The sequence below is a fragment of the Pseudomonas sp. 5C2 genome (assembly GCF_034314155.1).
Lineage (GTDB): Bacteria > Pseudomonadota > Gammaproteobacteria > Pseudomonadales > Pseudomonadaceae > Aquipseudomonas.
This window is the reverse complement of sequence record NZ_JAVIWH010000002.1, coordinates 797377-820689: the sequence shown is the minus strand read 5'-3', so window position 1 is coordinate 820689 and position 23313 is coordinate 797377. Positions and strand designations below refer to the sequence as shown.

Annotated in this window: 20 protein-coding genes; 12 read left to right on the top strand and 8 right to left on the bottom strand. The window is 58.3% G+C overall.

All coding sequences use genetic code 11. The features are described from left to right. Positions 1 to 184: 184 nt before the first annotated feature. Positions 185 to 1666: a glutamate--tRNA ligase gene (gene gltX / locus RGU44_RS04450; RefSeq protein ID WP_322179574.1), complete on the bottom strand. Its 1482-nt coding sequence runs from the start codon at positions 1664 to 1666 to the stop codon at positions 185 to 187. A 242-nt stretch (positions 1667 to 1908) separates the two neighbouring features. Here gltX and RGU44_RS04445 point away from each other — a divergent pair, with 242 nt between their 5' ends. Both RGU44_RS04445 and RGU44_RS04440 read left to right on the top strand, forming a co-directional pair. Continuing rightward, the gene (locus RGU44_RS04445; RefSeq protein WP_322215850.1) at positions 1909 to 2961 is read left to right on the top strand and encodes an HlyD family secretion protein; all 1053 of its coding nucleotides are present in this window, start codon (positions 1909 to 1911) and stop codon (positions 2959 to 2961) included. Positions 2962 to 3013: 52 nt separating this feature from the next. Beyond that, positions 3014 to 4501 (top strand): MDR family MFS transporter, encoded by a 1488-nt coding sequence (locus RGU44_RS04440; protein ID WP_322215848.1) that lies wholly within the window; start codon positions 3014 to 3016, stop codon positions 4499 to 4501. 34 nt (positions 4502 to 4535) lie between these two features. On the opposite strand, the gene uvrB is transcribed toward RGU44_RS04440, so the two are convergent. Then, positions 4536 to 6551, bottom strand: coding sequence for an excinuclease ABC subunit UvrB (gene uvrB, locus RGU44_RS04435; RefSeq protein ID WP_322179577.1), 2016 nt, complete (start codon positions 6549 to 6551; stop codon positions 4536 to 4538). 341 nt (positions 6552 to 6892) lie between these two features. Here uvrB and RGU44_RS04430 point away from each other — a divergent pair, with 341 nt between their 5' ends. Beyond that, positions 6893 to 8086, top strand: a complete 1194-nt coding sequence (locus RGU44_RS04430) for an amino acid aminotransferase (RefSeq protein WP_322179578.1) — start codon at positions 6893 to 6895, stop codon at positions 8084 to 8086. Positions 8087 to 8172: 86 nt separating this feature from the next. Here the strand turns inward: RGU44_RS04430 and RGU44_RS04425 are convergent, their stop codons facing one another. Continuing rightward, on the bottom strand, positions 8173 to 9138 hold the full coding sequence (locus tag RGU44_RS04425; protein WP_322215846.1) for an isopenicillin N synthase family dioxygenase: 966 nt from the start codon (positions 9136 to 9138) through the stop codon (positions 8173 to 8175). 378 nt (positions 9139 to 9516) lie between these two features. Between RGU44_RS04425 and RGU44_RS04420 the strand changes: the two genes are divergently transcribed. The 9 genes from RGU44_RS04420 (at position 9517) to RGU44_RS04380 (ending at position 16706) form a co-directional block, all read left to right on the top strand. Continuing rightward, on the top strand, positions 9517 to 9726 hold the full coding sequence (locus RGU44_RS04420; protein ID WP_322179580.1) for an alpha-hydroxy-acid oxidizing protein: 210 nt from the start codon (positions 9517 to 9519) through the stop codon (positions 9724 to 9726). Between the two features lie 4 nt (positions 9727 to 9730). Then, the gene (locus RGU44_RS04415; protein WP_322215844.1) at positions 9731 to 11107 is read left to right on the top strand and encodes an FAD-binding oxidoreductase; all 1377 of its coding nucleotides are present in this window, start codon (positions 9731 to 9733) and stop codon (positions 11105 to 11107) included. 178 nt (positions 11108 to 11285) lie between these two features. Continuing rightward, positions 11286 to 12122, top strand: a complete 837-nt coding sequence (locus RGU44_RS04410; protein ID WP_322215842.1) for a transporter substrate-binding domain-containing protein — start codon at positions 11286 to 11288, stop codon at positions 12120 to 12122. A 74-nt stretch (positions 12123 to 12196) separates the two neighbouring features. After that, positions 12197 to 12856, top strand: coding sequence for an amino acid ABC transporter permease (locus tag RGU44_RS04405; protein WP_322179583.1), 660 nt, complete (start codon positions 12197 to 12199; stop codon positions 12854 to 12856). Further along, a complete protein-coding gene (locus RGU44_RS04400) occupies positions 12853 to 13524 on the top strand; it encodes an amino acid ABC transporter permease (RefSeq protein WP_322215839.1) in 672 nt (223 codons plus the stop codon). The genes RGU44_RS04405 and RGU44_RS04400 overlap by 4 nt, the downstream gene beginning before the upstream one ends. Positions 13525 to 13640: 116 nt before the next feature. Further along, a complete protein-coding gene (locus RGU44_RS04395; RefSeq protein WP_322217743.1) occupies positions 13641 to 14441 on the top strand; it encodes an amino acid ABC transporter ATP-binding protein in 801 nt (266 codons plus the stop codon). Then, on the top strand, positions 14438 to 15574 hold the full coding sequence (gene hisC, locus RGU44_RS04390; protein ID WP_322215836.1) for a histidinol-phosphate transaminase: 1137 nt from the start codon (positions 14438 to 14440) through the stop codon (positions 15572 to 15574). Before RGU44_RS04395 ends, hisC begins: the two co-directional genes overlap by 4 nt. Further along, the gene (gene hutC, locus RGU44_RS04385) at positions 15574 to 16311 is read left to right on the top strand and encodes a histidine utilization repressor (RefSeq protein WP_322179586.1); all 738 of its coding nucleotides are present in this window, start codon (positions 15574 to 15576) and stop codon (positions 16309 to 16311) included. Before hisC ends, hutC begins: the two co-directional genes overlap by 1 nt. Before the next feature lie 161 nt (positions 16312 to 16472). Further along, positions 16473 to 16706: a hypothetical protein gene (locus tag RGU44_RS04380; protein ID WP_322179587.1), complete on the top strand. Its 234-nt coding sequence runs from the start codon at positions 16473 to 16475 to the stop codon at positions 16704 to 16706. 112 nt (positions 16707 to 16818) lie between these two features. On the opposite strand, the gene RGU44_RS04375 is transcribed toward RGU44_RS04380, so the two are convergent. The 5 genes from RGU44_RS04375 to RGU44_RS04355 form a co-directional block, all read right to left on the bottom strand. Next, positions 16819 to 17085, bottom strand: a complete 267-nt coding sequence (locus tag RGU44_RS04375) for a DUF2790 domain-containing protein (protein ID WP_322179588.1) — start codon at positions 17083 to 17085, stop codon at positions 16819 to 16821. A 420-nt stretch (positions 17086 to 17505) separates the two neighbouring features. Then, the gene (locus RGU44_RS04370; protein WP_322179589.1) at positions 17506 to 18264 is read right to left on the bottom strand and encodes a slipin family protein; all 759 of its coding nucleotides are present in this window, start codon (positions 18262 to 18264) and stop codon (positions 17506 to 17508) included. A gap of 2 nt (positions 18265 to 18266) precedes the next feature. Further along, the gene (locus RGU44_RS04365; RefSeq protein WP_322215832.1) at positions 18267 to 19604 is read right to left on the bottom strand and encodes a nodulation protein NfeD; all 1338 of its coding nucleotides are present in this window, start codon (positions 19602 to 19604) and stop codon (positions 18267 to 18269) included. 198 nt (positions 19605 to 19802) lie between these two features. Beyond that, positions 19803 to 22694, bottom strand: coding sequence for an EAL domain-containing protein (locus RGU44_RS04360; RefSeq protein WP_322179591.1), 2892 nt, complete (start codon positions 22692 to 22694; stop codon positions 19803 to 19805). A 144-nt stretch (positions 22695 to 22838) separates the two neighbouring features. Then, complete coding sequence (locus RGU44_RS04355) at positions 22839 to 23312, bottom strand: DMT family transporter (RefSeq protein WP_322179592.1); 474 nt, start codon at positions 23310 to 23312, stop codon at positions 22839 to 22841. Position 23313: the final 1 nt, after the last annotated feature.

The window sequence follows — 23313 nt, the reverse complement described above, 5'->3', positions numbered from 1 at the left end:
TTGTGGACGGGTCGCATATTAAGCGCGACCTTGGAACCTGTCAAATATATTTTCAACAAATTTCAATATTTTTCGTCGGCATAACAATCACTTACCGTCCAACCCCCGTAAATCCGGGGGCGCAACGGCCACTGTGCGCCCTACTCCAGGCAGACACAATGACCCACAACGCCTGGTGAGCGTGTCAGGCAATGGCGCCCAACAGCTTTTCCCATTCCTTGTTTTCTTTCTTCGATACGCCGCCAAGCAAGTCGATGGCCTGACGCAGACGGAAGCGTGTCAGGTCCGGACCGAGGATTTCCATCGCGTCGAGGACCGAGACCGAGCTGGCCTGCCCCGTGATTGCAGCAAACATCAGCGGCATGGCGTCGCGCAGTTTGAGCTCCAAGTGCTCGACCACAGCCTGAATGCAGCCTGTAATCGGATCTTTTTCCCACTGGCGCAGAGTCTCCAGTTTCCACAGAATCAACTGCATCAACTGCCGGACCTGATCGGGCGACAGTTTTTTGTGTTCGAACAGTTTGGCATCCAGCTGCAAGCCACCGGCGAAGAAGAAACCGGCCAACGGCGCAATCTGACTGAAAGTTTCTACGCGCCCCTGAACGTGAGGAGCGATTTTCATCATGTACTCGGGGTTCAGCGCCCAATTCTGCACACGACGGGCAAACTCTTCGACCGGCAACTCGCGCAGCCATTGGCCGTTGAGCCAGGACAGCTTCTCGATATCGAAAATCGGCCCGCCCAGGGAAACCCGCGACAGGTCGAAATGCTCGACCATTTCTTCCAGCGAGAACTTCTCGCGCTCGTCCGGCATCGACCAGCCCATGCGACCCAGGTAGTTGAGCATGGCTTCAGGCATGAAACCCATACGCTCGTAGAACGTCACCGAAGTCGGGTTCTTGCGCTTGGACAGCTTGCTCTTGTCCGGGTTACGCAGCAGCGGCATGTAGCACAGCTCCGGCTGATCCCAACCGAAATACTCGTACAGCAGGATCAGTTTAGGTGCCGACGGCAGCCACTCTTCGCCGCGCAGGACATGGGTGATACCCATCAGATGGTCGTCGACGACGTTGGCCAGAAAATAGGTCGGCAACCCATCGGTCTTCATCAACACTTGCATGTCCATGCGATCCCACGGGATCTCGACGTCGCCACGCAGCATGTCCGGCACCACGCAAACGCCTTCGCTTGGCACTTTCATGCGGATTACATGCGGTTCGCCAGCGTCCAGTCGACGCTGAACCTCTTCCTTCGACAGCAACAGTGCACGGCCGTCGTAGCGCGGGGTTTCGCCCCGGGCCATCTGTTCGGCACGCATCTGATCGAGCTCTTCCGCGGTGCAGAAGCACGGGAACGCGTAGCCCATCTCGACCAGCTGCTTGGAATACTTCTGGTAAATGTCGCCCCGCTCGCTCTGCCGATACGGGCCGTGAGGACCACCGACATCCGGGCCTTCGCTCCACTCGATTCCCAACCAGCGCAACGCATCGAAAATCTGCTGTTCAGACTCACGTGTCGAGCGCACTTGGTCAGTGTCTTCGATGCGCAGGATGAACTCGCCACCGTGTTGCTTGGCAAAGCAATAATTGAACAATGCGATGTAGGCAGTGCCAACGTGGGGGTCGCCAGTGGGCGATGGCGCGATGCGGGTGCGGACGGTGGTCATGAAAGATCTCGAATAGGTCGAACAAGCGTCGAATCTTAACAGGCGCACCCCCCATGGCTCCAGCGCAGGGGCGTAATCAACGTACGGCCGAGCGCCTGCATACCCCATAGAAGGTAGATACAAGGCATAACGGACTAAATGAATACCCAAACATCACCTGCAGTCATTATTCTGGCGTATGGCTATATGCCAGAATTAAACACTGATAAGTTTGCTTACATTTCAAATAATTTAGAACGCCCATGCCCGCCCAACTTAAACGCCGCCTGTACATCTTCTTCACGATTGCCCTACTGATCGCCCTCGCCTTTTTTGCCCAGTGGTACTTCAAGGGCCGCTTCTATGAAACCACCGACAACGCCTATGTACAGGGCGAAATCACCCGAATTTCCAGCCAGCTCGCCGCGCGCGTCGACGAAGTTCTGGTCCAGGACAACCAGCACGTCGAAAAAGGTCAACTGTTGGTGAAGCTAGATGCCGCTGACTTCCATCTGGCCGTTGACCGGGCGAAGGCCATGCTCGATACCCGTGAAGCCGAGCGGATTCAGGCAAACAGCAAGTTGACCCAGCAAGCCAGCATGATTGCGTCCGCCGAAGCCCAAGTGGCAGCCAGTCAAGCAACCTTCGGACGCACACAAATCGATTTAAACCGCGCAGAGACTTTGCGCAAACCCGGCTACATTTCCGAAGAGCGCGTCACCACCCTGTCTGCCGACAGCCATATCGCACGTTCGCAGGTCACCAAGGCCCAGGCCGAAGTACAAGGCCAGCGGCAACAGGTGGTCGCCCTTTCGGCGGAAATCAAACGCCTCGACGCGCAGATCGCCAATGCCCGCACCGACCTTGCCCAAGCTGAACTCAACCTGCAACGCAGCGAGATTCGTGCGCCACTCAGCGGGATGATAGGCCAACGCGGGGCGCGCAACGGCCAATATGTACAGGTCGGCGCGTACCTGCTGTCTATCGTGCCGGATGAAGACATCTGGATTCAGGCCAACTTCAAGGAAACCCAGATCGGCCATATGGCGCCAGGACAAGCAGCCGAACTGATTTTCGACGCCTATTCCGACACCCCCATCAACGCCAGGGTGGAAAGCCTGTTCGCCGCCTCCGGTGCGCAATTCAGCCTGCTGCCGCCGGACAACGCCACCGGCAACTTCACCAAGGTGGTACAGCGTATTCCAGTGAAGCTGACCTTTGCCGCCGATAACCCGTTGCACGGCAAAATCCGCCCCGGCATGTCGGTGACAGTCAAGGTCAACATCAAGGCAAACGGCGCTGACAGTGGCCGGTGATCAACTGATCCGCCCCGCTGGCGAGCCAAGCCGACGGGACTGGATCGCGGTCATGAGCGTGATGCTGGGCGCTTTTATGGCGGTGCTGGACATCCAGATCACCAACTCTTCGCTCAAGGACATTCAGGGCGCGCTGTCGGCGACCCTTGAAGAAGGCTCGTGGATTTCCACCTCGTACCTGGTGGCGGAAATTATTATGATTCCGCTCACCGCCTGGCTGGTGCAGTTGCTCTCAGCGCGACGCCTGGCGGTCTGGGTTTCGGGCGGGTTTCTGCTGTCCTCCATGCTCTGCTCCATGGCCTGGAGTCTGGACAGCATGATCGTGTTCCGCGCCTTGCAGGGCTTCACCGGTGGCGCGCTGATCCCGCTGGCGTTCACCATGACCCTGATCAAACTGCCCGAGCATCATCGTGCCAAAGGGATGGCCCTGTTTGCGATGACAGCGACATTCGCGCCCTCGATCGGCCCGACACTGGGCGGCTGGCTGACAGAGAACTATGGCTGGCAGTACATTTTCTACATCAACATACCGCCCGGCCTGCTGATGATCGCCGGCTTGCTCTACGGGCTGGAAAAGAAAGCTTCGCACTGGGAACTGCTGAAAAGCACCGACTACGCGGGCATCGTTACCCTGGGGGTCGGCCTAGGCTGCCTGCAGGTGTTTCTGGAGGAAGGTCATCGCAAGGACTGGCTCGAATCCCACCTGATTGTCAGCTTGGGCAGCATCGCCCTGGTCAGCCTGATCACCTTCGTGATTCTGCAACTGTCCAAACCCGAGCCACTGATCAACCTGCGTATTTTAGGAGAACGCAATTTTGGCCTGTCGAGTATCTCCAGCGTGGGGATGGGTGTGGGCTTGTACGGTTCGATCTATCTGTTGCCGCTGTACCTCGCGCAAATTCAAGGCTACAACGCGCAGCAGATCGGCGAAGTGATCATGTGGATGGGCATTCCGCAGTTGTTTTTGATCCCGCTGGTGCCACAACTGATGAAAGTGATACCGCCGAAGCTCCTGTGCGCCATCGGTTTCGGGCTGTTCGGGTTTGCCAGCTTCGCGTCCGGAGCACTTAACCTGGACTTCGCAGGACCGCAGCTCAATCAGATCCAGATCGTGCGCGCCCTCGGCCAACCGATGATCATGGTTACCATTTCGTTGATCGCCACCGTCTATATCCAGCCGAAGGACGCGGGCTCAGCCTCGAGCCTGTTCAACATCCTGCGAAACCTGGGAGGCGCCGTTGGTATCGCCCTGCTCTCCACCCTGCTTGATGCCAAGACCAAGACCTATTTCGACTATTTGCGCGAAGCCATTGTCCCGAGCAACCCGCAAGTCGCCGAGCGCATGGCCTTGCTCACCGACAAGCTGGGCAACGAACAAGCCGCCTTGGCCAGACTCAGTGAGATCACGCACCAGCAGGCATCCATCATGGCCTACAACGACGCCTTCCATTTCGTCGGTATCGCACTAGGGATAAGCATGATCGCCGTGCTGCTGACCAAAGCGCTGCCTGTTGGCGTCAAGGGCGGGGCGGCGCATTAAAGAGTGCCAGCACCTGCATTGACCCGGGGCAACATCAAACCGTCAACAACCGCTCACGCAGCTTGCCGATCTCGTCGCGCATCTGTGCCGCGGCCTCGAACTCGAGGTCGCGGGCCAGTTGGTACATCTTCTCTTCCAATTGACGAATACGCTTGCCGATCTCGCCCGGCGTGCGCAATTCGGCTTCGTACTTGGCGTTCTCTTCGGCGGCCTTGGCCATGCCTTTGCGCTTCTTGCTGCGCGAACCCGGCACGACGGCGCCCTCCATGATGTCGGCAACGTCCTTGAACACGCCTTTAGGGGTGATGCCGTGTTCCAGGTTGTAGGCAATCTGCTTGTCACGCCGACGGTCGGTTTCGCCAATCGCCCGCTCCATGGAGCCGGTGATACGGTCGGCGTACAAAATCGCCCGTCCATTGAGGTTACGTGCGGCGCGGCCAATGGTCTGAATCAGCGAGCGCTCTGAACGCAGGAAGCCTTCCTTGTCAGCGTCGAGAATCGCCACCAGCGACACCTCAGGCATGTCCAGGCCTTCGCGCAGCAGGTTGATGCCCACGAGTACATCGAACGTACCCAAACGCAGATCGCGGATGATTTCGACCCGTTCCACGGTTTCGATATCCGAATGCAGGTAACGCACCCGAACACCATGGTCGGCCAGGTAATCGGTCAGGTCTTCGGACATGCGCTTGGTCAAGGTGGTCACCAATACCCGTTCCCCCACGGCCACACGCTTGCCGATCTCTGACAGCAGGTCATCGACCTGAGTCAGTGCCGGGCGAATCTCGATCTGCGGGTCGACCAGACCAGTAGGTCGCACCAACTGCTCAATCACTCGACCGGCATGCTCCGCCTCATAGTTGCCGGGGGTGGCCGAGACGAAAATCGTCTGCGGACTGACGCTTTCCCACTCATCGAAGCGCATCGGCCGGTTATCCAGAGCCGACGGCAGACGGAAGCCATACTCGACCAGGGTTTCCTTTCGAGAGCGGTCCCCCTTATACATCGCGCCCACCTGCGGCACGCTGACGTGGGATTCGTCAATCACCAGCAATGCATCGGCCGGCAAGTAGTCATACAACGTCGGCGGCGGCGCACCGGAAGGTCGTCCAGACAGGTAGCGTGAGTAGTTTTCGATACCGTTGCAGTAGCCCAGTTCCAGGATCATCTCCAGATCGAAGCGGGTGCGCTGCTCCAGCCGTTGCGCTTCCACCAGCTTGTTATTGCTGCGCAGGTACTCCAGCCGCTCCTGAAGCTCGACCTTGATCCCTTCCATCGCATCCAGCAGTGTTTCGCGCGGCGTTACGTAGTGACTCTTCGGATAGAACGTAAAGCGTGGCAGTTTGCGAATCACTGCGCCCGTCAGCGGGTCGAAGGCCGAAATGTTCTCGACCTCGTCGTCGAACAGCTCGATGCGGATCGCTTCGAAGTCCGATTCAGCCGGGTGGATGTCGATCACGTCCCCGCGCACGCGAAACGTCGCACGAGCAAAGTCCACGTCGTTGCGAGTGTATTGCAAGTCAGCCAGACGCCGAAGCAGCTCGCGCTGATCGAGTTTGTCACCACGATCGACGTGCAGCACCATCTTCAAATACGTCTCGGGGCTGCCCAAACCGTAGATGCACGACACCGTGGTGACGATGATCGCGTCCTTGCGCTCCAGCAACGCCTTGGTCGCCGACAACCGCATCTGCTCGATGTGGTCATTGATCGAAGCATCCTTCTCGATAAACGTATCCGACGACGGCACGTATGCTTCTGGCTGGTAGTAATCGTAGTAAGAAACGAAATACTCGACTGCGTTGTTCGGAAAGAACGCCTTGAACTCACCATACAACTGCGCTGCCAAGGTTTTGTTCGGCGCCAGCACCAGGGTCGGACGCTGCACTTGCGCGATCACGTTGGCGATGCTGAAGGTCTTGCCCGAACCGGTTACGCCGAGCAATGTCTGGTGCGCCAGCCCGGCCTCGATCCCTTCGACCATCAAGCGAATAGCTTCCGGCTGATCACCGGCCGGCTGGAAACGGGTTACGAGCTCAAACTCAGACATACGCTACCTCTGGGTTCATTCCGGCCTGCAAAACAGCGCTGAAACGAGAAAACCGCGAACGACCGATGCCGCCGGGAAAAGACATGAAGAGACTATAAATGGAGTCAAAGACATCACCTTTCAAGCGACCCATCCTACAAGCCCAAAACAATTGCGGTTGCAATTTGACTAACGGTCGAAAAATAAACGTGGAAAACCCTAAAAAACTCTGAAAAACGCGCTTCAGCCTGTCGCAGCGCTGAACGATGCTCTCTATACTAGGTCCCCGTTTGCGCACCGCTCTAGTGCACTCGGCCGGAGCGTTGTACCTCTTCAATCCTCCATTCAGAGCTGCCGTAAAAATGAGCCTGTTCTCCGCTGTCGAAATGGCACCACGCGATCCAATCCTGGGCCTCAACGAAGCATTCAATGCCGATACCCGTACCTTTAAGGTCAACCTGGGGGTCGGGGTGTACTGCAACGAAGAGGGGCGAATTCCACTCCTGCGTGCCGTCGCCGAAGCTGAGAGCATTCGCGTGGCTCAACACGTCGCACGCGGTTACTTGCCGATCGATGGCATCGCCGCTTACGACCTGGCCGTGCAGAAACTGTTGTTCGGTGCCGAGTCGCCGTTGCTGGATTCCGGGCGCGCCCTGACTGTTCAGGCCGTGGGCGGTACCGGTGCATTGAAAATCGGTGCCGACTTCCTCAAGCAACTCAAGCCCGACGCGATCGTGGCCATCAGCGATCCAAGCTGGGAAAACCACCGTGCGCTGTTCGAGACCGCTGGTTTCCCGGTTCAGAACTACCGTTATTACGATGCGACCAGCCATGACGTGAACCGTTCAGGCATGCTCGAAGATTTACAGAACCTGCCGTCAGGTTCGATCGTGGTCCTGCACGCCTGCTGCCATAACCCGACAGGTGTCGACCTGAGCCCTGAGGACTGGAAAAATGTCCTCGACGTGCTCAAAGCCAAAGGCCACGTGCCGTTCCTGGACATGGCGTATCAAGGCTTCGGCGACGGCATCGAAGAAGACGCCGCCGCAGTGCGCCTGTTTGCCGAGTCGGGCCTGACCTTTTTCGCCTCCAGCTCGTTCTCCAAATCGTTCTCGCTGTATGGCGAACGCGTTGGCGCGTTGTCGATCGTCACTGAATCGAAAGACGAAACCGCACGGGTTCTGTCACAGGTCAAACGCGTAATCCGCACCAACTACTCCAACCCGCCAACCCACGGCGCAACCATCGTCGCTGCGGTGCTCAACAACCCTGAGCTGCGCGAGATGTGGGAGCAGGAACTGGGCGAAATGCGTCTGCGGATTCGTGGCATGCGCAAGGCCATGGTCGAGAAGCTGGCGGCCCAGACCGATCACGACTTCAGCTTTGTCGGTCGTCAACGCGGCATGTTCTCCTACTCCGGACTGACCACCGAACAGGTTCATCGCCTGCGCAATGAATTCGGCATCTACGCCCTCGACACCGGCCGGATCTGCGTTGCCGCACTGAACCAGAGCAACATCGACGTCGTGACCAAGGCGATTGTTCAGGTGATCTGACGGTCGTTGGCGGTAGACAAAGGGGAGTCAGCGTGAGCTGACTCCCCTTTTTTATGTAAGCCAGACACCCGTCAAAGGCACGTGATTTACTGCACTTTTTTGCGATACGCCATCGAATCATCAATCCGCTTGAGGATGTAATCCCCCGCTGCGACGGGTGGGTACAGGCTCGATGCCGAATCGATACCTAAATCACAGGGATCGACCACCGCGCTGTAGGTCGGGTCGTAAAAGGTCGCGATGGAATAGCGTTCATGACCTGACTTATTGATCACTCGATGCAAGGTCGAGCGGAAACGATTGTTGGACCAATGCGCCAGCAGGTCGCCGACGTTGACCACCAGACTGCCAGGGATCGGCGTGGCATCGATCCAGCGGTTAGAGCCCAGCTCACGCACCTGCAAGCCCCCGCTGTTGTCCTGATACAGCAACGTAATGCAGCCGTAATCCGTGTGCGGTGCAACCCCGAATTGATCGGCTTCGGCCATCGGCGGATGGGGTGGGTAATACACCATCTGAGTCCGTTGCAGCGGTGTGTGGTACTTGCTGTTGAAGAAATCCTGTTCTATGCCCAGACCCGCTGCCACCGCTTTCAACAGATCGGCCCCGGCCTTGCCGATTTCGACGTAATACTCAGCCAGCGCAGTGCGCAGCCCCGGCATAAATGCCGGCCATTGGTTCGGTCCGCGTAAAGCCTCTCCAGCTACCACACACGGATCGTCTTCAGGCAGTTCCAGCCCGATGCTGAAGAACTCCTTGAAATCAGGCTTGGTCGCCTCATACATGGTCGCTCCGCCCAACGCATGCCAGCCTCGGTGCCGCTTATTCACCGCCACCTGCCGCTTGACCTCGGCCGGGTAGGCAAAGAACTGCGCTGCCGCCGCCATCGCCCGATCAATCACCTCCTGCGGCACACCGTGATTGATGATGTAGAAGAAGCCGGTTTCGCTGCAGGCCACGCGAATGGCATCACCGGCCCGGCGAATACTCGCCTGGTCACCTTCACGAACACCGGACATATCGATCAAGGGCAGATTAGCGCTAGAGGTCATGCTCGCTCCTGTTTACAGGGGTTATACCGGGCTGGAATGGAGGGATCAATCGAACAGCGGAATGCGCGGTATATACAGGTGTAAGCATTTACTGTGCCGCCGACATTGTCCTTTTCCGCAAACCCTCATGCTCACGCTGACCGCCTGTTTTTCTAACGACCAACGCCGCCTTGTCATCAGCAATTACCTGGTTTCCCTTTGCCTCATCAGTGGGCGGAACGACCTCAATGGGTGCAACTTTCGGTGACAGCAGCTGCCAGGAATACCCCGGCAATCCTGTTTGATTCTATAAACACAGGCGAAGGAACGACCCTCATGATTTGCAATCGACGCATTGGCCTGCATCTTGCCTTACCTGTATAGACAAGAGCATATGGCTTGCCAACGATTGCTGCGGATGCGGTTCTGCTGGGACGCGCTACCTTGTATGGAGTGGCCGTCGGCGGCCAGGCCGGTGCAGGGCATGCTCTTGATCTGCTGACACAAGAGTTACGTCTGGCCCTGTCGTTGCTCGGTCAACCGGACTTGAGCCAACTCGACAGTCGCGGGTTGCGCCTGAATCCTCTTTCTTCTCTTACCGTGAGCTAGGCCGATGCCTCATTTGCAACAGACCCTCGAGCAATTGCGCGCAGCATTGGGTGACGCGGCGGTAGTCACGGGCGCCGCGATCAATCAACGGCACTACAGCGACTGGACCGGCCACGCACCTGTCTGTCCGGCGGCGGTGTTGCTGCCAAGGAGCACTGAGGACGTCGCCGCCGCCTTGCGTATTTGCAACGCAGCGCGGCAAACGATCGTGCCTCAAGGGGGAATGACCGGGCTGGCCGGCGGCGCGGTGCCTCGGGAAACCGACATCGCCCTGTCCCTGGAGCGGATGCACGGCATCGAGGAAATCGACCCCGCCGCCGCCACCATCAGTGTCTGGGCAGGCACCACCCTGCAAGAAATTCAACACGCGGCGCTCGACGCAGGCTTTCTATTTCCGCTGGACCTGGGTGCCCGAGGCTCATGCCAGATCGGCGGCAATATCGCGACCAACGCGGGTGGCAATGCCGTGATCCGCTATGGCATGACCCGAGACTTGGTGCTCGGCCTGGAAGTGGTTTTGGCCGATGGCCGCGTGCTCAATCTGCTGAACAAGATGATCAAGAACAACTGCGGTTATGACCTGAAACAGTGCTTCATCGGCAGCGAAGGCACCCTTGGGGTAATCACCCGCGCCATCTTGAAGCTCGCGCCATTACCCGGTGAAACCACGACCCTGCTGTGCGCCCTGCCCGACTACGCCAGCGCGGTGAGCCTGCTGCGGCGAGTACAACGCAGCGTTGGCACACCGCAAGCCTATGAGCTGATGTGGCAGGACTTCTTCTGCTTGGGCGTTTCCTGGCTGGAAAGTCCGGTAGCGCCGATGTCGCGGGATTATCCACTGTACGTGCTGCTGGAATCCGCCGCCGCCCGCGAGCGGTTGGAACAGGCCCTGGAAGATGCCATCAACGCTGGCGAAGTGGTGGATGCAGTGCTGGCCAGCTCACAGGCCCAAGCCCGCGCACTGTGGAAGATTCGCGAAGCGACCGGTGAATTTCCGTTGCGCATGACGCCGTTGAATTTCGATGTAAGCCTGCCCATTGGCCAGATCGGCGACTTCGCCGAGCTGTGTCGGCAGCGCCTTGAGCAACGCTGGCCGGGTAACCGCAGCGTGTACTTCGGCCACATCGGCGACAGCAACCTGCACCTGACCGTGGACTGCGATTCATTGCCACAGCCAGCGCCTGTTTTCGAGATTGAAGAACTGGTCTATACCGCTGTCGGCGAGTTGGGCGGATCGGTGTCCGCTGAACATGGCATCGGCCTGCTCAAGCGTGAATTTCTTCATCACTCGGTCAGCCATGAAGCGCGTCAGGCGATGCAGCAGCTCAAGGATTGCTATGACCCCAACGGCATTCTCAATCCGGGGAAAATACTCGGCTGAAGCTCATCTCAGGTTGTACATACAGGTACGGCACGCTAACTGCACTGAGCAATAGGCAATAGGCAATAGGCAATAGGCAATAACCCTTACGCAACGATCATAAAAATCAACACCACAGCCAATACAAGAACCGACACAAACCACCAGCGTTCAGTGCATCTGATGAAGGAGTTACCCCATGCAACTCGATTCTCTGTTCAGTAAGACATTCAACGGCCTGTGCGTCGCCATGGCCCTGGCCGTTACTCCCCTGGCGGCGCATGCCGATCAACTGGCCGATGTGAAAAAAGCCGGTGAGCTGGTGGTGGGCACCGAACTGCAATTTGCACCGTTCGACTTCACCGACAACGGTAAACAGAAAGGCCTGAACGCCGAACTGTTCGAACAACTGGGCAAAGAACTGGGGGTCAAAATCAAATTTCTCGACCTGCCGTGGCCGAGCGTATTGCCAGGGCTGGAAGCGAAGAAATTCGACGTGGTCGCTGGCCCCATTATCGTCACCAAGGCGCGCAAAGAGCGCTACCACTTCGTGATGCCGATTGCCGAAGCGACTGTAGCGCTAATGATTGGCGCCAAAGACGAGACCATCAAAAAGCCTGAAGACATCTCTGGTAAAACCGTCGGCGCAGGCAAAGGATCGGCACAGCTCGAAGAACTCAAATCCTTCGCCGCGACCCTGCCGGAGAAAGTCACGATCCGCGAGTACGTCGATAACAACCAAGCCTATGCCGACCTGGCTGCCAAGCGCATCGTTGCAGTCGCCAACTCCCTGCCGAACATTTCCTACGTCGCGGCCGAGAAATCAAACTTGTACAAAGTGGTCATGCCACCGTTCGGCAAGAAATCTTACTTCGCCTATCTGGGACGCAAGGATGACGACGCCAACAGCCTGATCGCCGCCCTCAACGCCGCCATGCTGAAAATGCATGAAGACGGTCGCCTCGCCAGCCTGCAGAAAAAATGGCTGGGGGCCGAAATGGACGTGCCTAAAGCTGACTTCGACCCAACCTGGTAAACAGCTTTAGCGGGTTGAATCAACGGATCGCCGGCTCAACCGGGCCGGCGATCATCGAGGGTGGAGTCACGACGATGTTCGATTGGCCTTTACTGCTGCAAAACCTGCCGTTACTGCTGAACAGCTTGCTGGTGACCCTTGAGGTTTCGGTCGCGGCACTGGTTTTTGGTTTTGTCATCGGCGTGATCGTCGGCAGCTTGCGGCTGTCACCCGTGCCGCTGTTAAGACGCCTGGGTGGCGCCTATATATTCGTGTTCCGGGGCATTCCGCTGCTGGTGCAATTGCTGTTCATCTATTACTTCCTGCCGCGCATCGGCCTGCCGAACGTCTCGCCCATGGTGGCGGCAGTGATCGGCCTGTCGCTAGCGGCCGGGGCTTATATCGCCGAGATCATGCGCGGTGGTTTTCTCGCCATTCCCGGCGGGCAACTGGAAGCCGCCGGCCTGCTGGGCATGAGCGCAGGACAAATGCTGGTGCGCATTCGCGTGCCTCAAGCCGTACGCCTGACCCTGCCGGCGCTGGTCAATGAAATGATTCTGCTGATCAAGGCATCGTCGCTGGTATCCGTAGTGGGTCTGGCCGACCTGACCCGTACCGCACAGAACATAGCGGCCAGTGACTACATGTTCGTTCAGGATTACCTGATGCTGGCTGGCTTCTACTGCCTGATCAACATTCCGCTGGCATTTTGTGGTGGCCTGCTGGAACGCCATCTGAAGAAGCGAGCCCTATGATTTTCGACCCCAGGATCATCACCGAGCACCTCGGTGACATCGGCCAGGGTTTCATGGTCACCCTCGGCACCTGGTCTGCCGGTGTTGTCCTTGGATTAATGCTGGGCATGCTGATCGCCGTCGCGCAGCTGTTCGGCAACACCCTGGTTCGCGCGCCGCTGCGCGTATTCATCGAGGTGATTCGAAGTACGCCGTTTCTGGTCCAGCTGTTTCTGGTGTATTACGGCGGGCCGTCTTTTGGTCTCAGCCTGGAGCCCATCCCGGCCGGCATCCTCGGCCTGGGCATCTATGGCAGTGTCTATTTCGCCGAGATTTTCCGTACCGGCTTTGAATCCGTGGCCCGCGGCCAACTGGAAGCCGCCGACTGCCTGGGCATCAGCCGCCTGCAATGCATCACGCGTATTCAGATTCCGCAAATGCTGGTGATCATCCTCCCGGCACTGGTCAATCTGGTGACCATCCTGTGCAAGGAAACCGCCGTGCTGTCGATCATCACCATCCCCGAACTGACCATGGTCCTGACCGGCATCGGCTCGGAAACCTTCGCCTTTGTCGAAACCCTGCTGGTGCTGTGCATTGGTTACCTGTTGCTGGTGGAAGCGTGCTCACGGTTGGGCATGCTGCTTGAAGTGCGGGTCGGGCGTTTCATGCAGAAGCAACCGCGATGAACAATGCCCTCCGCCCCGCCACAGACCCACGCCTGGCACCCACGCACTTATCAGCCTTGCAAGAATCAGGTGAAGCGATGAAAACTCCCGAAGCACTCTCCGACAACCGCGAGCCGATGCTGAAACTGCACCGCGTCGGCAAAAGTTTCGGTCCATTGCGCGTACTCAAGGGTATCGACTTGCAGGTCCGGCACTCTGAAGTGGTGTGTCTGATCGGCCCCTCAGGCTCGGGTAAAAGTACCCTGCTGCGCAGCATGGCGTTTCTCGAAGAGTACGACGAAGGCGAGATTTATATTGAGGGAAAACTGCTTGGCTGGGTGCCAGACAACGGCAAAGGCCGCAAGCGCGCTGCGCAATCCCAGATCAATCTGGTGCGGCGCAATGTCGGCATGGTCTTTCAGCAGTTCAACCTGTGGCCGCACATGACCGCACTGGGCAACGTCAGTGAAGCGTTGCTGCGCGTGCGTAAGCTGTCTGCCGCCGATGCGCGGCAGCGGGCCATGGCGATGCTCGATAAAGTTGGCCTCGCCCACAAGGCGGATGCTTATCCAGCCCAACTTTCCGGTGGTCAGCAACAGCGTGTGGCGATTGCCCGAGCCCTGGCCATGGAGCCGCACATCATGCTGTTCGATGAGCCGACCTCGGCCCTCGACCCGGAGCTGGTCGGCGAGGTGTTGCACGTCATGAAAACCCTGGCCAAAGAAGGCATGACCATGGTCGTGGTCACCCATGAAATGGGCTTCGCCGCGCAAGTGGCCGATTCGGTGGTGTTTCTCGATCAGGGGGAAGTCGTCGCGCGCGGCACGCCGCACGAGATATTTCATAACGCCGAACACCCGCGCCTACAGCAGTTTTTGCAGAACTACCTGGACCGCAATGCGTTCTGGCAGGACAGCAAAGAAGCGAACCCGGCATGAGCACGACCGATTTGAACCTGCTGGCTCGCGCCGAAGTACGCGACCTTGCCAGCTACAACGCCGGCCTCAGCTCGGAGGCGGTGCGCAAACGCTTTGGCCTGACCCGCGTCGCCAAACTCGGCAGCAATGAAAATCCGCTCGGCCCGGCACCTGCCGTGGCCGCCGCCATGGCCCAGGCGTGCAGCGAAATTGCCCTATACCCGGACGCCAGCTCCCTGACGTTACGCACCGCCCTCTCGAAAAAGCTCGGGGTGCCGGGTAATCAATTGGTGTTCGGCAATGGCTCGGAGGATCTCCTGAGTATCGTTAGCCGAGTGTTTCTCGACCACGGCGATGAAGTGGTGACTGTGGTGCCGTCCTTCGGCCTGCACTTCATCTATCCGATGGCCGCAGGCGCCCGGGTTGTGGGCGTACCGATGACCGCCGACGGCGCCTTCGACGTAGCGGCAATGATTGCTGCACTGACGCCGCGTACGCGCTTGTTGATGTTTTCCTGCCCGTCCAACCCGGTCGGCAGCACCCTAAACGCCGATGAACTGCAGCAATTGCTCGCGGCATTGCCTGCGTACTGTTTGCTGGTGCTCGACGAAGCCTATTACGAATACGCGCAACATGAAGCCGGGTACCCGGACTGCCTGGGCCTGATCCAAGACAGCGCTAAACCTTTCATTTTGCTGCGCACCTTTTCCAAAGCCTACTCGCTGGCTGGTCTGCGCATCGGGTACGGTATCGTCAGTGATCCCGTGTTGGCAGACCTGATTGATCGCCTGCGCACGCCTTTCAATATCAACCGCGTGGCCCAGGCTGCGGCGGTTGCGGCATTGGCCGATGATGAGCACCTGCACGCGGCCCTCGAACATGTCGCCGGCGAACGTAGACGAATGGCCACTGCGCTGCAGGGTTTGGGCATCGTCAGTGTGCCGTCGATGGCCAACTTCCTGTTTTTCTCCACACCCCTTGCCGCCGAGACCGTCAACCAGGCGCTGTTACACCTGGGCGTGATCATCAAACCCTGGCGTGAGGCCGGGCATACCCGGTATTTGCGAGTATCCGTCAGCAGTCGTGAGGATAACGACCTGTTTCTTGAGGCCTTGGCAAGCGTCCTCACCCAACAACACGTGCGGAGCGCCTGATGATAAAAGCCGCACCGCAGGCCCTTTACCAGCGGGCGAAGGACTTTGTTCAAGGCAAACTTCGCTCCGGCGAATGGAAGCCCGGCGATTTGATTCCTTCGGAAAACCGTCTGGTGCAGGAACTGAGCATGTCGCGCATGACCGTCAATAGGGCACTGCGCGAACTGACCGAGGAAGGCCATCTGGTGAGGGTCTCAGGGGTCGGCACCTTTGTCGCCAAGAGCAAGCCGCAATCGAACCTGCTGCGCATCACCAACATCGCTGACGAAATCACCGCCCGTGGCCACCGGTACTCCTGCCATGTGTTGCATCTGGGGCGCGAAGCCGCCTCAATGGCCGTGGCCGCTGCCTTGGCGTTGTCCACCGGCACCTCGGTGTTTCACCTGTTGTGCGTGCACTGTGAAGACGGCGTGCCGGTGCAACTTGAGGACCGGTACGTCAACCCCGAGCTGGCGCCCGAGTTCATTCAGCAAACATTCGGCGAACACCTGCAAGCGTCCCGGTACCTGCTACAGGTGATCCACCCCGACGAAATGGAACACATCGTAGAAGCCAGTCACCCCAGCAACGACGAAAGCAAATACATGCAGATCGACGCCAACGAACCCTGCCTGGTGCTGATGCGTCGAACCTGGTGCGGCGGCAAGGTTGTCACTTACGTACGCCTGGTTCATCCCTCATCACGCTATCGACTCGGCAGCCGTCTGCACGTCAACGGTGCGTACCGCGACGGCTGACCCCGCTCAATCGCTCGCCATTAGCCGGGCGCTGGCCTACCATCGACACGGCCTGTGGTTTCACGCAGGGCCCGATTACGCTAAGGAATCACCATGACCGACCAACACCGCATGCATTCAGGCCGACTTGATGGCCGGCATCCACAGCAAGGGGTCGAACAATGAGCCTCGACGGGATCGTGTTACCAAAAGGCGTGGGACCCGACGCCGAGAAGCTGCTGGACGCCATTACCCAAGCAGGTACGGCCGATGATTTGAATCGCGCTGGGGGCAAAGCTGAAGGATTCGTCCTGGGACTGGAGAGCGGCAAGTGCATTAAAAGTCAGATCGCGGAGCGTCTTTATGTGGCGTTTGATGACGCGTGCAGCCAACGACTGACAGAACTGTCCGCCTAACTATCAGCGACCTGAACACCAAAAAACATACCGATAAAAAAGGTTCTGTATCACAGAGCCTTTTTTATAAATCAGGTCATATAGCTTTTATCAAAGCGCACCCGACGATGGCCTATCCACCATTAGAGCAACCGGTACCCATCACCAAGTATTCAAGGATATGTGCCTTGCCAGCAGAGTCCAGGTAGTTCATTTGCACCGGAACCGCTTCACAGCCCCCTCGGGCATCGGAAATTGACAGGACCTTCGCAATGTCCGGTTTCATTGAATAGTCGTAGTGTTCAACGGCAGGCTGTTGCTGGGCAGTCCCTTCATGTTTTTCATCGGCCATGCTGACTGCAGACACACAGGCTAATAAAAACAGCAGTGACGCTTTCATCTTTACATCCCTCTCACTTTAGGTGCGACAGGCAGCCGAACTCACGACACGTCAATTTCATCTTGCAGGCGTGAGTGATCAACGTGTCTGTTCGGGTTTCAATGGTTAGTGAGGTGAAGGGTAGGCGGCAACGGTGCTTACTTACAGTGCCTATTCTGATAAAGACTATGTGCTGTTTTGGTAACAATAACCCCGCACTCCGTTAAACTCAGTGACTGCCCACAAAGACAATACGCAATACGGCGTAGCCCTCGAACACGTCCACACATCTTCGTCCCAATCGCCCTTCCCCCCCTTGTGCGGGTTCAAAGCGGAGGGCGCAACGGTGCCACTGATACACACGGTCGTGCCACCCGCCTCGCCATCACCTGATGCTCATTGAGGCCGTGTCGGAAGTTGCATCAGGTGTACATCTTGCCCTCACACCTTGGGCGACAGGTCGGCCATGCCCTTAAGCAACTCAATGGGCAATGGGAAGACAATCGTCGAGGTGCGGTCGTTGGCAATCACACTCAGGGTCTGCATGTAGCGCAGTTGCATGGCGCCAGGTTGTCGGCCCAGCACCTCAGCGGCTTCTGCCAACTTCTCCGAGGCTTGCAACTCGCCTTCGGCATGGATCACCTTGGCCCGACGCTCACGTTCAGCCTCTGCCTGTTTGGCGATGGCACGAATCATCGACTCGTTGAGGTCGACGTGTTTAATCTCGACGTTCGCCACCTTGATCCCCCAGGAATCGGTCTGTGCGTCGAGCACCTTCTGAACATCGACATTGAGCCGCTCACGCTCGGCCAGCAGCTCATCCAGCTCGTGCTTGCCCAGCACGGCCCGTAGCGTGGTCTGCGCCAGTTGGCTGGTGGCCATGAGAAAGTCTTCGACCTGGATGATCGCCCGTTGCGGATCAAGCACCCGAAAATACAGCACTGCGTTGACCTTCACCGAAACGTTGTCCCGGGTGATCACGTCCTGCGGCGGCACATCCAGCACCACCGTACGCAGATCGACCCGCACCATCTGCTGAACCATCGGAATCAGCAGGATCAAGCCCGGCCCCTTGACCTGCCAGAATCGCCCCAGCTGAAACACCACCCCTCGCTCATACTCACGCAGGATACGAAAGGTAGAAAGCGCCAGCAGTACCAACAGCAACACCAGCGCGCCAAAACCCAGTTGCACAAACATGATCAGTCTCCTTGTTGAGGCTTATCCGGCACCTCCGTGACCTCCAGCAGCAGGCCACGACGCGCCACTACCCGGACCCGTTGACCGGGCCGTAACGGTGTTTGACTCAACACCTGCCAGTTTTCACCTTGCAGTTGCACCCAACCGCCCAAGGGGTCATCCGCCTGCAATGCGGTTATCGTGACCATACTGCCGACCAGGCCCGCGTCACCGCTGACGACCTGGCGCTGCCGGGACTTGAGCGCCACCCCGACCAAACCGATGAGGCACAGGGCGCTGACCGCTGCCATCGCGATGATCAACGGCAACGCCACCGAGAATCCAGGGGCCTGGGTGTCCATCAACATCGTCGCGCCGCCGATGAAAGCAACAATGCCGCCAAAACCGATCACCCCGAAACTCGGCAGAAACGCCTCGGCCACCATCAGCGCCATCCCCAGCATGATCAGACCGACACCGGCATAACTCACTGGCAACAATTGCAAGGCATACATCGCCAGCAGCAAACAAATGCTACCGATGACACCTCCAGCTGCCGAGCCAGGGTTAAAAAACTCGAAAATCAGACCGAACACGCCGATCATCATCAGCACCAGCGCTACATTGGGATTGGTGATGATCGCCAAGGCGCGGATGCGCCAGCCCGGATCGTCGTGAATCACCGTCGCATTCGCGGTATGCAACTGCACATTCCGGCCTTCCACGTTCAGGAATTTGCCGTCCAGTTGCCCGAGCAGATCGCTCAAATCCTTGGCACGGTACTCAATGACATCAAGTTTCGCGGCTTCAGAATCAGTCAGGCTGACAGCGTCACGTACCGCCTGCTCGGCCCATTCGGCGTTACGCCCGCGCAATTGAGCCAGCCCACGTAAAAAAGCTGACGCATCGCTGATTTGCTTGCGCGTCTCGGTGTCGGTTGCGGGAGATTCTGACGGCGCAGGCTGAACGCCAAGCTGAATAGGTGTGGCGGCGCCCAGATGGGTGCCCGGTGCCATGGCCGCGATATGGCTGGCGTAGAGGATATACGTGCCGGCACTCGCCGCACGGGCACCGCTGGGCCACACATAACTGACCACCGGCACCGGGCTAGCGAGAATAGCTTGCACAATCACCCGCATCGAGCTTTGCAGCCCGCCAGGGGTATCGATGGTGAGCACCACTAACTGAGCCTGCTCGTCCGCAGCCCGGGCCAAACCATTAACCACGTACTCGGCGCTGGCCGGGCCGATCACATCATCCACCGCCAACACCCTGACCAAACCGTCTGCAGCAGTCGCCCCCACGGGCACCCCGAGCAGCCACATCAACAGCACTGTATTGCGCCACCAACGACTGCTCACAGAAACCTCCCAAACATGTCTCGCCGACTGTCACCTGTCATTTTAGTTGACGCCAGCCCCGGACGGATGGGTTTAAGGGGGGACTCACCAGCGCATGCGCACGCCAAGGTTACCGATCAAGCTAAAGGCGTTCTCGGCAGAGGACTTTGTCCGACAAACAGGCCCGCGCGTGGGGTATCCCCGCGAGTGCTTTGCTCTTTACCCCAGCCGCCAGGTCCCTGGAGCCTTTGAGGTCTGGATCAATTCGTTCAGCGCCATGGGCTTGGCGAAGTAATAACCCTGAGCCTGACCAGCCCCCATTTCGCGCAGGAGGTCGAGGGTCTCGACGTCTTCCACGCCTTCGGCCACCACTGAGAGGCCGAGTGATTCGGCCATACGCACGATGGCCCTGACGATGGCGCGACTGCGCGGGCTGGCGGTGAGTTCGAGAATGAATGACTTGTCGATTTTCAGGCCGCTGAAGCGGTACTGGTGCACATAGCTCAGTGACGAAAACCCCGCGCCGAAGTCATCAAGCACCACCGACATACCATTGTCGGCCAGTTGCTGCATGGTCTGCCGCGCAATGTCCGGTTCGGCCACCAGCGCGCCCTCGGTCAGTTCCAGGCAGATCCGCGACGGTGCGACCCCGTGTCGGGCGAGCAGCGTCAGCACTTCACTGGCGAGCTCCGGCCGGGTCATGCTGTAACTGGAGCAGTTCACATGTACGGGCGGCCAGTGGGCGTGTTCGGGCTGCGCCAGAATGACGACGATACTGGTCAGCATGTACAGGTCGAGTCGTCCGATCAGGCGCAGGCCTTCTACAGCGGGTAGAAACTGGCCTGGGGCAATGACCCGGCCGTCAGGCTGGTGCCAGCGAATCAGCGCTTCTAACGCGACCAACTCGCCAGTTCTCACGCAGACGATAGGCTGGAAATAGGGCACCAGTTCGTCAGTGCGCTTAAGTGCATTACGCAGTGCGCCTTCCTGCTCGACCTGGTCCGACACCTCGCGCCGCACCTCTTGATTGAACACGGCATAGCTGTCGCGACCGCCACTCTTGACCCGATACATCGCCATGTCCGCATCGCGCAACAGGTCGGCCGGCTCATGGTGAAATTGACTGTCAGCGCTGACAATACCGATGCTGCAGGAGGAAAACACTTCATGGCCATTGATAAAAAATGGCAGGTCGAACGCAGCCAGAATCCGCTCGGCTATATCGACCACCGCATCGAGTGGTGCATCGGGCGCAAGCACCGCAAACTCGTCGCCGCCGAGCCTCGCCAGCAGGTCGCTCTCACGCAGACAGCTGCGCAAACGATAAGCCGCCTGCATCAGTAACAGATCGCCAAAGTGATGGCCGAGACTGTCGTTGACCATCTTGAAGCGGTCAAGGTCGATGAACATCACGGCGAGCGGCAGGCCGTCGTTGCCAAACTGAATCCATGCCACATCAAGGCGCTGCTGCAAATAGCCGCGGTTTGGCAGACCGGTCAAGGCGTCGTGGGAGTTCTCGTGTTGCAACTTGGCATTGGCGTGGTCGAGTGCGCGGGTGCGATCCTGAACCCTCGCTTCGAGCTTGAGGTTGGCCGCGTGGATCGCTTCGGCAGCGCTACGACGCGACAACGCAGTGTCGATATGACGCGACACGAAGGACAGCAACTCTTGATCGCGCTGTGAATAGCTCACCTCAGGAGTATAGCTCTGCACCGCGAGCACGCCACGAACCACGTCACCATCGAACAGTGGGATGCCAAGCCAGGAATAAGATCGGGTGGACTCGTTGATAATTTCGATTTCGCCGAGTCTCTCCAGCCTCAAGGCTTCATCTCGATCAATCAGACGCGGCCGGCGCTGGCATATCACATATTCGGTATACCCACGCTGACCGCGTCGTGACGATGGTCGCGCCGTCTGTCGCTCATCGACATAGTAAGGAAACGTGACCTCTGCGGTCGTGTCGTCGAAGAACGCGATGTAGAAGTTTTTCGCAAACAACAGATCGCCCACGATCCCGTGCAGACGCTGAAAAAGCTCCTCCATGTCGCCGGATTGGCTCGAGAGTTCGGCAATCTGAAACAGCGCACTTTGGAGGTGTTCAGCACGCTCTCTGTCCGCCACTTCCTGACGCAGTGCATTGTTGAGCTCCGACAGTTCCAGCGTGCGTCGCAACACCGTTTCTTCTAGGTCGGCACGGTGCAGAATCCGGTCGAGCGCCATGGCCACGTGCCGCGCAACGACCAGGAACAGCGCCCGGTCCTCGGCACTGTAAACGCGCGAAACGTCATACACCTGCATCGCCAACATGCCGAACACATCATCCGATGCATTTTTAAGCGGCGCGCCCATCCAGAACTCGGGCCGATGGCCTACACAAAAAAATCGACCCTGCGCCTGGGCTGTACGGATACCGGCGGCGTCGATCAGTAATGGCTGGCCGCTGGTCAGTACCTGCCCGGTCAAGGACACGTGCGTGGGATCGAGAAATTCGTAGTTCTCGGCTTCCAGTGCATCAACATCAATGATGTCGACGTAATAGGGGTAGGTAATTTTGCCGCTGCGAGCATCGTAGAGCGCGAGGTAAAAATTCTCGGCGTCGATCAGCGTCGCGAGTAAACGGTGAACCCCGACCAGAAAGACCGAACGCTCACGTGTGGAGCTGGCCAGGTAGGTGATTTCATACAGCACACGTTGGGTAATTTGTGCCCGAGCCAGCGTATCGGTCTGCACCTGAAGGCCCAGACGCAGGGCAAAGTCGGCCAAAGCAGGATTTGCGGCGTCATCCAGTGGCGCCAATAGCCAACCCAGTGCGCTTTCGCCACTACCCGTTGGCCAACGGTGCAGTTTCCAGGCGACGCAAAAAGCATCGAACGCGTCATTGGCGATACTGGCAGGCCATTGCACCTGCGGATCGCCCTGCCCCACCCGGTGCATTTGCTCACCGGCTCTGTACACGACCCATGACGTTGTGTGGTTCCAGCTCTGAGCTGCCGCCAACAGCGTTTCAATCGCATCCCTGGCGCCGCCCGAGCTGCCGATAGTTTGAGAGGCGACATCGCCGCAATCATTTGATTGCCCCAAGGTGTCGGTCAAAGGACGGAAACTCATCTGCGTTCCATGAGCCAGAAACTGGCGGTACACATCTTATTTGTAGTAATCGATGTGCTAACAATCCTTTTGTTTAAAGCTTATCGCGCTGTATTTCAATTGTTTTATATGTTTTTGTACGGCCCCCTCCAATAACAACTTAGTTCATTGCGCTTTATCGGCGGATTCCGGCGCGGCCGCACTGCTGCGGTACATGAACACCAAGGCAAGTCCCAGGCAGACCATTGCCAGGATACGGCTGCCCGACAACTCGATGGCGGGATTGCCCAGCCAGCCAAAGTTATCAATCAACATGCCCATGCCCAGTTGACCGACGATCACCGCAACGGTCGCGACAGCCGTACCCACCCGTGGTACGGCACCGACCATCACCATCATGTAGATCACCCCGAAAAAGGCACCGCCCAGCTGCCATTTCGGCACATCCAGCACGCTGATGGAATGCGCGGGTTCGAAGAACAGGATAAGCAGTGCGGTGATCACCGCGCCCACTACGAAGGTCAGCAAACTGCTGCGCAATACACCCACAGCCTCTCCAAGACGACCATTGATGGCGGCCTGAATGCTTAGAACGGCGCCAGCAGCCACCACCAGAATCAACAATAGAGTCACGTTCATC

Coding starts and splice junctions, on each gene's coding strand:
- hutC (WP_322179586.1), top strand. CDS start 15,574: ATGATAAAAGCCGCACCGCAGGCCCTTTACCAGCGGGCGAAGGACTTT.
- RGU44_RS04440 (WP_322215848.1), top strand. CDS start 3,014: ATGAGCGTGATGCTGGGCGCTTTTATGGCGGTGCTGGACATCCAGATC.
- RGU44_RS04415 (WP_322215844.1), top strand. CDS start 9,731: ATGCCTCATTTGCAACAGACCCTCGAGCAATTGCGCGCAGCATTGGGT.
- uvrB (WP_322179577.1), bottom strand. CDS start 6,551: ATGTCTGAGTTTGAGCTCGTAACCCGTTTCCAGCCGGCCGGTGATCAG.
- RGU44_RS04370 (WP_322179589.1), bottom strand. CDS start 18,264: ATGTTTGTGCAACTGGGTTTTGGCGCGCTGGTGTTGCTGTTGGTACTG.
- RGU44_RS04395 (WP_322217743.1), top strand. CDS start 13,641: ATGCTGAAACTGCACCGCGTCGGCAAAAGTTTCGGTCCATTGCGCGTA.
- RGU44_RS04410 (WP_322215842.1), top strand. CDS start 11,286: ATGCAACTCGATTCTCTGTTCAGTAAGACATTCAACGGCCTGTGCGTC.
- RGU44_RS04430 (WP_322179578.1), top strand. CDS start 6,893: ATGAGCCTGTTCTCCGCTGTCGAAATGGCACCACGCGATCCAATCCTG.
- gltX (WP_322179574.1), bottom strand. CDS start 1,666: ATGACCACCGTCCGCACCCGCATCGCGCCATCGCCCACTGGCGACCCC.
- RGU44_RS04360 (WP_322179591.1), bottom strand. CDS start 22,694: ATGAGTTTCCGTCCTTTGACCGACACCTTGGGGCAATCAAATGATTGC.
- RGU44_RS04445 (WP_322215850.1), top strand. CDS start 1,909: ATGCCCGCCCAACTTAAACGCCGCCTGTACATCTTCTTCACGATTGCC.
- RGU44_RS04355 (WP_322179592.1), bottom strand. CDS start 23,312: ATGAACGTGACTCTATTGTTGATTCTGGTGGTGGCTGCTGGCGCCGTT.
- RGU44_RS04405 (WP_322179583.1), top strand. CDS start 12,197: ATGTTCGATTGGCCTTTACTGCTGCAAAACCTGCCGTTACTGCTGAAC.
- RGU44_RS04380 (WP_322179587.1), top strand. CDS start 16,473: ATGAGCCTCGACGGGATCGTGTTACCAAAAGGCGTGGGACCCGACGCC.
- RGU44_RS04375 (WP_322179588.1), bottom strand. CDS start 17,085: ATGAAAGCGTCACTGCTGTTTTTATTAGCCTGTGTGTCTGCAGTCAGC.
- hisC (WP_322215836.1), top strand. CDS start 14,438: ATGAGCACGACCGATTTGAACCTGCTGGCTCGCGCCGAAGTACGCGAC.
- RGU44_RS04425 (WP_322215846.1), bottom strand. CDS start 9,138: ATGACCTCTAGCGCTAATCTGCCCTTGATCGATATGTCCGGTGTTCGT.
- RGU44_RS04400 (WP_322215839.1), top strand. CDS start 12,853: ATGATTTTCGACCCCAGGATCATCACCGAGCACCTCGGTGACATCGGC.